Annotated in this window: 6 protein-coding genes and 1 pseudogene; 2 read left to right on the top strand and 5 right to left on the bottom strand. The window is 28.0% G+C overall.

Annotation, left to right across the window (positions count from 1 at the left end):
* Nucleotides 1–773: pseudogene (locus KQ44_RS08215) on the top strand (XRE family transcriptional regulator); the annotation flags it as partial.
* Between the two features lie 293 nt (nucleotides 774–1,066).
* Here KQ44_RS08215 and purC read toward each other — a convergent pair.
* The 5 genes from purC to fusA form a co-directional block, all read right to left on the bottom strand.
* Nucleotides 1,067–1,783: a phosphoribosylaminoimidazolesuccinocarboxamide synthase gene (gene purC / locus KQ44_RS08210; protein WP_096736996.1), complete on the bottom strand. Its 717-nt coding sequence runs from the start codon at nucleotides 1,781–1,783 to the stop codon at nucleotides 1,067–1,069.
* 87 nt (nucleotides 1,784–1,870) lie between these two features.
* Nucleotides 1,871–2,359, bottom strand: a complete 489-nt coding sequence (gene purE / locus KQ44_RS08205) for a 5-(carboxyamino)imidazole ribonucleotide mutase (protein WP_096736995.1) — start codon at nucleotides 2,357–2,359, stop codon at nucleotides 1,871–1,873.
* Between the two features lie 342 nt (nucleotides 2,360–2,701).
* Entirely contained in the window at nucleotides 2,702–3,109 is a 408-nt protein-coding gene (locus KQ44_RS08200) for a hypothetical protein (protein WP_096736994.1), read from the bottom strand.
* Between the two features lie 14 nt (nucleotides 3,110–3,123).
* A complete protein-coding gene (locus tag KQ44_RS08195; RefSeq protein ID WP_020004543.1) occupies nucleotides 3,124–3,942 on the bottom strand; it encodes a PTS sugar transporter subunit IIA in 819 nt (272 codons plus the stop codon).
* A gap of 86 nt (nucleotides 3,943–4,028) precedes the next feature.
* On the bottom strand, nucleotides 4,029–6,119 hold the full coding sequence (gene fusA / locus KQ44_RS08190; RefSeq protein ID WP_096736993.1) for an elongation factor G: 2,091 nt from the start codon (nucleotides 6,117–6,119) through the stop codon (nucleotides 4,029–4,031).
* A gap of 285 nt (nucleotides 6,120–6,404) precedes the next feature.
* On the opposite strand from fusA, the gene KQ44_RS08185 reads away from it, so the two are divergent.
* Nucleotides 6,405–7,196, top strand: a complete 792-nt coding sequence (locus KQ44_RS08185; protein WP_240516556.1) for a BspA family leucine-rich repeat surface protein — start codon at nucleotides 6,405–6,407, stop codon at nucleotides 7,194–7,196.
* Nucleotides 7,197–7,287 lie beyond the last annotated feature (91 nt).

Raw genomic sequence — 7,287 nt, 5'->3', positions numbered from 1 at the left:
TAAATAATACTAATCTTGTTAAAGAAATAAAAAATAATTTTGCTCAAAGCATTAAGTTTGCATATTATAAAAAAATATTGGAATGCGTAAATTTTGATATCGAAATAATAGACAATAAAAACGAATTCCAAGAAAATGATAAGTTAGAATCTAATTTATCTAAAATAAGAACATCAGCAAAAGAAGCTTTCAGCGAAATATATAAAAACACTTTAAATATAGATAATATAATTAAAGCTATAGATGATAACAATGTATATAGAAAAAAAGATGATATAAAAGTTTTATGCAATAGTATTAATTTAGAATTGGATACTCAATTATACAATATGATAACTATAACAGAGGAAGATTTTAATAGTAAAGATAATAATAAAACATCTAAAATATCATCAAATATAACAACATGTGCTATAAATATAGTTCCTACATTTAAACTATTAAATACAAGCAGCTTAAACTTTTTTAATATAATGGGTATATCTATATCATTCCTTCCTAGTGTTGTATTTATACTATCTGGTTTTATGTCATTCTCAGGTAATTGGAAAAAAACTCTTGCTAAAAAAGTTATAAAGGCATATGAAGAAGAGAATGTTACTTCAAAATACAACAAGGTAATAGATGAATATTTTGCAAATTATTTAGCAAATATTAAAGAAATATACAGTAAAAGAGCAGAGATATTAAAGTATCAAGATGACCCTAAACTTTATAAAAATATAAAAACTATATTATCTAATTTTGCTGAATATGTAGAAAATGCTAAGTAAAAAATTTAGTTTATAATAATAAGGGATATGTATTATTTTTTTAATGCATATCCTTTTTTATTTTAATACAACTATAGTTTGTTAAAAAATAAATTAGACTTGATTAAAAACTATTTTTATTTATAATTGCTGGAGGCTAGTTTTCATATAATACTACTCGGTGTGCGGCTGGAAAAGGGACAATAAAAAATTGACAAACTTAAAAATTTTTATTCATACATACTAAAAAAATAAAAAGCTTTACCAAACTCTTTAAGTTTAGCAAAGCCTTATCTTTTATAAACTTAATAATATTATAGGTTATTAAGTCTATTCAAAACTTCTATATAAGCCTCTTCAATAGATCCCAAATCTCTTCTAAATCTATCTTTATCCAATTTCTTGCCAGTTTCTTTATCCCAGAATCTGCAAGTATCTGGTGTAATCTCATCAGCTAATAGTATCTCACCTTTTGAGTTTTTACCAAATTCTACTTTAAAATCAACTAAAGTAATTCCTATTTTATCCAATGCTTCTTTTAATAAATTATTAACTTTTGCAGTTACATCATATATATATTTTAATTCATCATAAGTAGCCAATTTCAAAGCAACAGCATGATGATCATTAATCAAAGGATCGCCATATTCATCATTTTTATAGCATATTTCGAATATAGTATTAGGAGGTACTGTACCTTCTTCTATACCAAGTCTTTTTGCCATAGAACCAGCTATCAAATTTCTAACTATTACTTCTAATGGAAATATTTTTACTCTCTGACAAAGCTGTTCCCTATCATTTAATTTTTCTATAAAGTGGGTTTTAATTCCATTTTTTTCAAGCATTTTAAAAAGTAATGAAGTAATTTCATTATTCATAACACCTTTATCTTTAATAGAACCTTTTTTTTCACCATTGAAAGCAGTAGCATCATCTTTATAGTACACTATAATCTGCTCAGGATCATCAGTAGCATAAACTTTTTTAGCTTTACCTTCATATATCATTTCTTTTTTTTCTTTAGACATATATAAACTCCTGTCAAAACTTTTTATACTATTATATACTTTTTTGATAATTTTTCCATATAGTAATGTTATAAAATATAAAAATAATTATATATCAAACTCTATAGCTTTATTATTATCAGCAATAAAGTCTTCTTTCATTTTTTTTCTGTATTCTATTAATTTATTTTTTATACTGTCATATTTTAAAGCAAGTATTTCAACAGCAAGCATACCAGCATTATAAGAATTATTAATACCAACTGTTGCAACAGTTATAGGTTTAGGCATTTGAACTATAGACAAAAGAGCGTCCATTCCATCTAGGTTACTTGCACTAATAGGAACTCCTATTACTGGAAGTATTGTTTTTGAAGCTATAACACCTGGTAAGTGTGCAGCAAGACCTGCCCCTGCAATAATTACTTCAAAATTTTCTTCTTCTATTTCTTTAATAGTTTTTTCAAGATGTTCTGGAACTCTATGAGCAGACAGAACAAAGGCTTTGTATTCAACTGCGAATTCTTTTAAGCAGGCAGCAGCTCCTTTCATTTTATCAGTATCAGATCTGCTTCCAAATATTATAGCAGCTTTCATATTATTTTCTCCTAATAATAAATTTTTGCTATATTATAAACAAAAAAATATTATAGTGCAAATATTAATAGAGCTACTTTTTTATGATCTATAGATTTAGTGTCTTTGCTTCCTCATTTTGGGTATTTAGGACTGCTTAAAATTGAAAATATAGTGCTCCCAAAATAGGCTTTTTAGATTTAGTGAAAATTTTACTGCAGGAATTGCATTTATACATAAAAGGCGGATTAAAAGGCAGCATAATAAAACTCCTATAATAATTTTTAATTTACTGTTATTATAATGCATACAAATGACAATTTTTGTCATTAATTTAATAGTCATTAAAAAATATTATATATTCTATCTTATTGAAGTCTTAAACTCAGAAACAAATGTAGAATCCTGATTATCTTTTACTGTTACCTTAGCATCATAAACGGCAGAAGGAAGATATTTTCCATTTTTATCCAAACCAGACCATATACATGCGGCAGTTTGTTTACTACTTTCAACAATCATATCCTTTGAATCTATTAAATCTCCATTTTGAGAATATATATCGAGTTTTGCACTTATAATTTCACCGCTTTTAATAGATACTTTATATGTAGTATTTTCTCCGTTAGAAGGCGTAAAAGGATTAGGATAATTATAAAACTCCGAAAGAAGAGAGCTAGGTTTATTTGGCGAGCATGAAATATAAAGGAAAGCTAAAAGAATTAATAGTAATATTTTAGCTTTCCTTTTATTTAAGAAACTATTTATCATTAACAACTTAAATATTAATCAGTAGTAAACAATATTCTTCCGCAATGGAAACACATTATAATTTGGTTTTGTCTTCTAACTTCATTAACAGTCATTTTAGGTATAGCTACATTACAAGCACTGCATTTATAATTTTCTATTTTAGCTAAAGCTTCACCTTTATTTTCTTTGATTCTCTTATAATTTTCTAATACAGCAACATCAATTTTACTTAATATAGTATCTTTATATTTTTTGTACTCTTCTAAAACCACATCAGATTTTTGCTGAGAGTGAGTAGAACTGTAAAGCTCATATGCTTTAATTTGTATTTCAGCTCTTTCAAGTTCGATTAAGAATTTAATTTGTTTTTCAGCTTCAAATTTTTCATCTAATTTTTTGAAAGATTCTAAAACACTATAAAGTTCATCATAACCTTTAGTAGCCATAATCTTATCAAGTATTTCTTTCTGGTTTACCAAGAAGAAAATTTGAGAAAGATTTAATAAATAATCCTGAGGGTTATCAAGGTCAGAAAGTATAGCAAATACAAGTTTTACTGGACTTTTTTCATCAGAATCTGAATCGTAGTTGATTTCATCTTTCAAGAAACCTACAAATATATCAGTTTTTCCATAGCCTTGAATTCTGCCATGCGGAACAGCAACGCCGTTACCTATATTAGTTGTGTATTCATCTTCACGCTTTTTGAATGCATCAAATACAGCATCTGCAGAAGCAGAAGCAACTGGTGCGATTTTTTCACTTAAAGCTCTAAAAAGTGATTCTTTGTCTTTTGATTCCAAATCTTCAAATACATGTTCTTTTGTAATTTTATCAATTATTTTGAGCATACAATCTCCTAGTGTTATACGTATTAAATTATTATATTATAGTATATAAAAAATATCAACTTTATTTTTATATACAGCATTTAATTTTACTCTCCGCTGCCAAGCAAAGCCTTTCTTTCCTCTATCACTTTATCAGCCAAAGGACCTGTTAATTCCTGATAATGAGAATGCTCCATTTCAAAAGTACCTCTGCCTGAAGTAGATGCTTTCATTTCTATAGAGTAAGTAAGCATTTCGGATAATGGAACTTCAGCCTTAATCATCTGTACAGTATTTGAGGCTGCCTCCATACCCAAAATTTTTCCTCTTTTACCTGTAAGTTCGTTCATTATAGCACCTGTAAACTCTTCTGGTACATAAACTGTAACTTTCATAATAGGCTCTAATAATACAGGGCTTGCATTTTTGAATGCTTCTTTAGCTGCCATAGAACCTGCTATTCTAAATGATAATTCATTAGAATCTACATCATGGTACTTACCATCATATAGTCTTACCTTTATATCTACCATAGGATATTTACCTAAAGGTCCCTGTGCCATAGCATCTTGTATACCTTTTTCTACTCCCGGTATATACTGCTTAGGTATAGCACCTCCGAATATATCATTAACAAATTCATATCCGCCGTCTCTTGGAAGAGGCTCTACTTCCAAATGAACTTCACCAAACTGACCGCTTCCTCCAGACTGTTTTTTATGTCTGTATTGTGCCTGAGCTTTTTTTCTTATAGTTTCTCTGTAAGCTACTCTAGGAACACTTTGCTCTATTTCTGCTTTAGTTAAAGATACTACTCTGTCAAGTGCTAATTTTACCTGCAAAGAACCCATAGCTTTTATTATAGTTTCTTTTGTTTCGCTGTCAAACTCTACATGAAAAGTCAAATCTTCCTGAGCAATTGTATCAAGAACTTCAAGTGCTTTTATATCATTCTTTAATATTTTAATAGCTGTAAAATAAATAGGCTGAGGTATTTTTAGAGGCAAGAATTGGAATGGAGAACTTGGAGTACTTATAGTATCTGCTGTTTTGCAGTCTGAAAGTTTAGCTAATACTCCTATATCTCCTGCTGTAATAGTATCTGCTTCAAATTGTTTTTTGCCTCTTGCTGTATATATATGAGATACTTTTTCTTTTTTGCCTGTTCTGGAATTGTATATTTCATCACCGCTTTTTATACTTCCAGAACGAACTTTAAAGAAAGATATTCTTCCTGCATATTGATCTATAGTAGTTTTGAATACAAAAGCAGCAAAAGGATTATTTTCTCCTAATATAGACCTTGTAGCAGGTTCATTTGTTAAAAGGTCTGTACCATCTGTAACAGGAACATATGAAGGAGAAGGCATATATCTTATTATAGTATCAAGTACTGCTCCCATACCTATATCTCTTATAGATGTACCGAATAAAATAGGAACTACTTTATACTGAAGTATAGATTTTGTTAGAGCTTCTATATATTCTTCATCAGTAAACTTTCCGCCTTCTAAAAATCTTTCTGTAAGGCTGTCATCTACTTCGCATACAAGTTCTTTAAGTCTGTCTCGAGTAGCTCTGTACTCATCATAATACTCTTCTGGTATTTCTGCCTCTACAATTTTTCCTTGTTCATCTCTAAAGAAAGCCTTATGATAAATAACATCTATTATACCTTTAAAATCTTTACCATTACCCATAGGTATTTGTATAGGAACTACAGGAGGTTCTTTAAAGTTATGTTCTATTTTTTCTAATAAAGTTTTGTGATCAACCATCTCCTTATCTATTTTATTGATAAATATTATTCTAGGTCTTTTAAAACTATTAGCCATCTGCCAATGTTTTTCTGTTTCTATCTGTATACCAAATTCTGCATCTATTACTACTATACATGATTCTGCTACTCTTAAAGCTGGGTTAATCTCACCGCTAAAATCACCCGACCCAGGAATGTCAATCAAATTAATTTTATGATCTTTCCATTCTATAAAACTTAAAGAAGTACGTATAGACATTTTTTGCTTTATCTCTTCATCTGTATAATCACTGACTGTAGTACCTCTTTCTATTTCGCCTTTCTTATCTATAGATTTGGCTCTAAATAGTAAGGCTTCATTTAAAGATGTTTTGCCGCTTCCTACATGTCCCAAAAGGACTACATTACGAATACTTTCTGGGTTATAGATTTTTCCCATAGACATTCCTCCTTTGATAACAGGTAATATTTTGATATAATAGATTATTTATTATATTATTTTGGTGATTTCTAAAGAAGCTTAAAGAATAAGCTGATTCATAGAAAACTAAGCAATGCATGATAATTCAAGTATAGTAAAAAAAATATCAAAAATCAAATTTTATATTCATTTTTACTATTATTTTACAGTCTGTAATAGTACTTTTTATACAATATTACTTTAAGAAAAAATCAATTTTATGATTAGATAGTTTAAATGTTTTAAATACATAAGGATAATAAAATGCAAAAATACAAACCACAAACTCTAAAAGAATTATATAAACTAACAGAAGATGAGAATATTTATTTAGGCGATATAGATACAAGCACTATTAAAGATATGAGCGGATTATTCTCTGGAAGTAAAAGAAAGGATTTTTCTGGAATAGAAACTTGGGATACTTCTAATGTTTTAAGTATGAACTCAATGTTTTCTTTTGCATCATATTTTAATCATAATATAAATAATTGGAATGTATTTAATGTTGAAGATATGGGCTATATGTTTAGGTATGCAATTAAATTTAATCAGCCGCTTAATAATTGGAATGTTCATAAAGTTAAAATTATGAATGATATGTTTAATGATGCTATGAGCTTTAATCAGGATATTTCATCTTGGAATGTAGGATACGTTAAAGATATGAGTTGTATGTTTAGAGGATGCAGCAAATTTAATCAGACTATTAATAATTGGAATGTATCTAATGTTGAAAATATGTATTGTATGTTTGGATTAGCTTCAGAGTTTAATAAGCCTTTAAATGATTGGGATATATCAAATGTAGAAAATACATCGCATATGTTTTATCTTGCTTCAAAGTTTAATCAGTCTCTTGATAAATGGAATACTTCAAAAGTAAAAAATATGAGTTACATGTTTGGCGGCACTTATAATTTTAATCAATACAGTTCTTTAGAAAATTGGGATATTAGTCAAGTTAATTCTATGGAAAATATTTTTCAATTCTGTAATAACTTTAAGAATTTTAAAAAATTTGAAATGGACTTTATATTTACATGTATTAGATGATTATTATTACGGTAATGATATTATAAAAGACAATTTAAAAGAGATTCATAAAATAGCTTCCGAAAGTAAAAATAAAAAAATATTAGCATTC

This window comes from Brachyspira sp. G79, assembly GCF_002379365.1.
In the GTDB taxonomy this organism is placed as follows: domain Bacteria; phylum Spirochaetota; class Brachyspiria; order Brachyspirales; family Brachyspiraceae; genus Brachyspira.
Note: the sequence above shows the minus strand (reverse complement) of the source record. Positions and strands in the feature narration are given on the sequence as shown.

Bases quoted from the DNA above. Each gene is read 5' to 3' on its own strand.
- purC (WP_096736996.1), bottom strand. From the start codon at position 1,783: ATGTCTAAAGAAAAAAAAGAAATGATATATGAAGGTAAAGCTAAAAAA.
- purE (WP_096736995.1), bottom strand. From the start codon at position 2,359: ATGAAAGCTGCTATAATATTTGGAAGCAGATCTGATACTGATAAAATG.
- KQ44_RS08200 (WP_096736994.1), bottom strand. From the start codon at position 3,109: ATGATAAATAGTTTCTTAAATAAAAGGAAAGCTAAAATATTACTATTA.
- KQ44_RS08195 (WP_020004543.1), bottom strand. From the start codon at position 3,942: ATGCTCAAAATAATTGATAAAATTACAAAAGAACATGTATTTGAAGAT.
- fusA (WP_096736993.1), bottom strand. From the start codon at position 6,119: ATGGGAAAAATCTATAACCCAGAAAGTATTCGTAATGTAGTCCTTTTG.
- KQ44_RS08185 (WP_240516556.1), top strand. From the start codon at position 6,405: ATGCAAAAATACAAACCACAAACTCTAAAAGAATTATATAAACTAACA.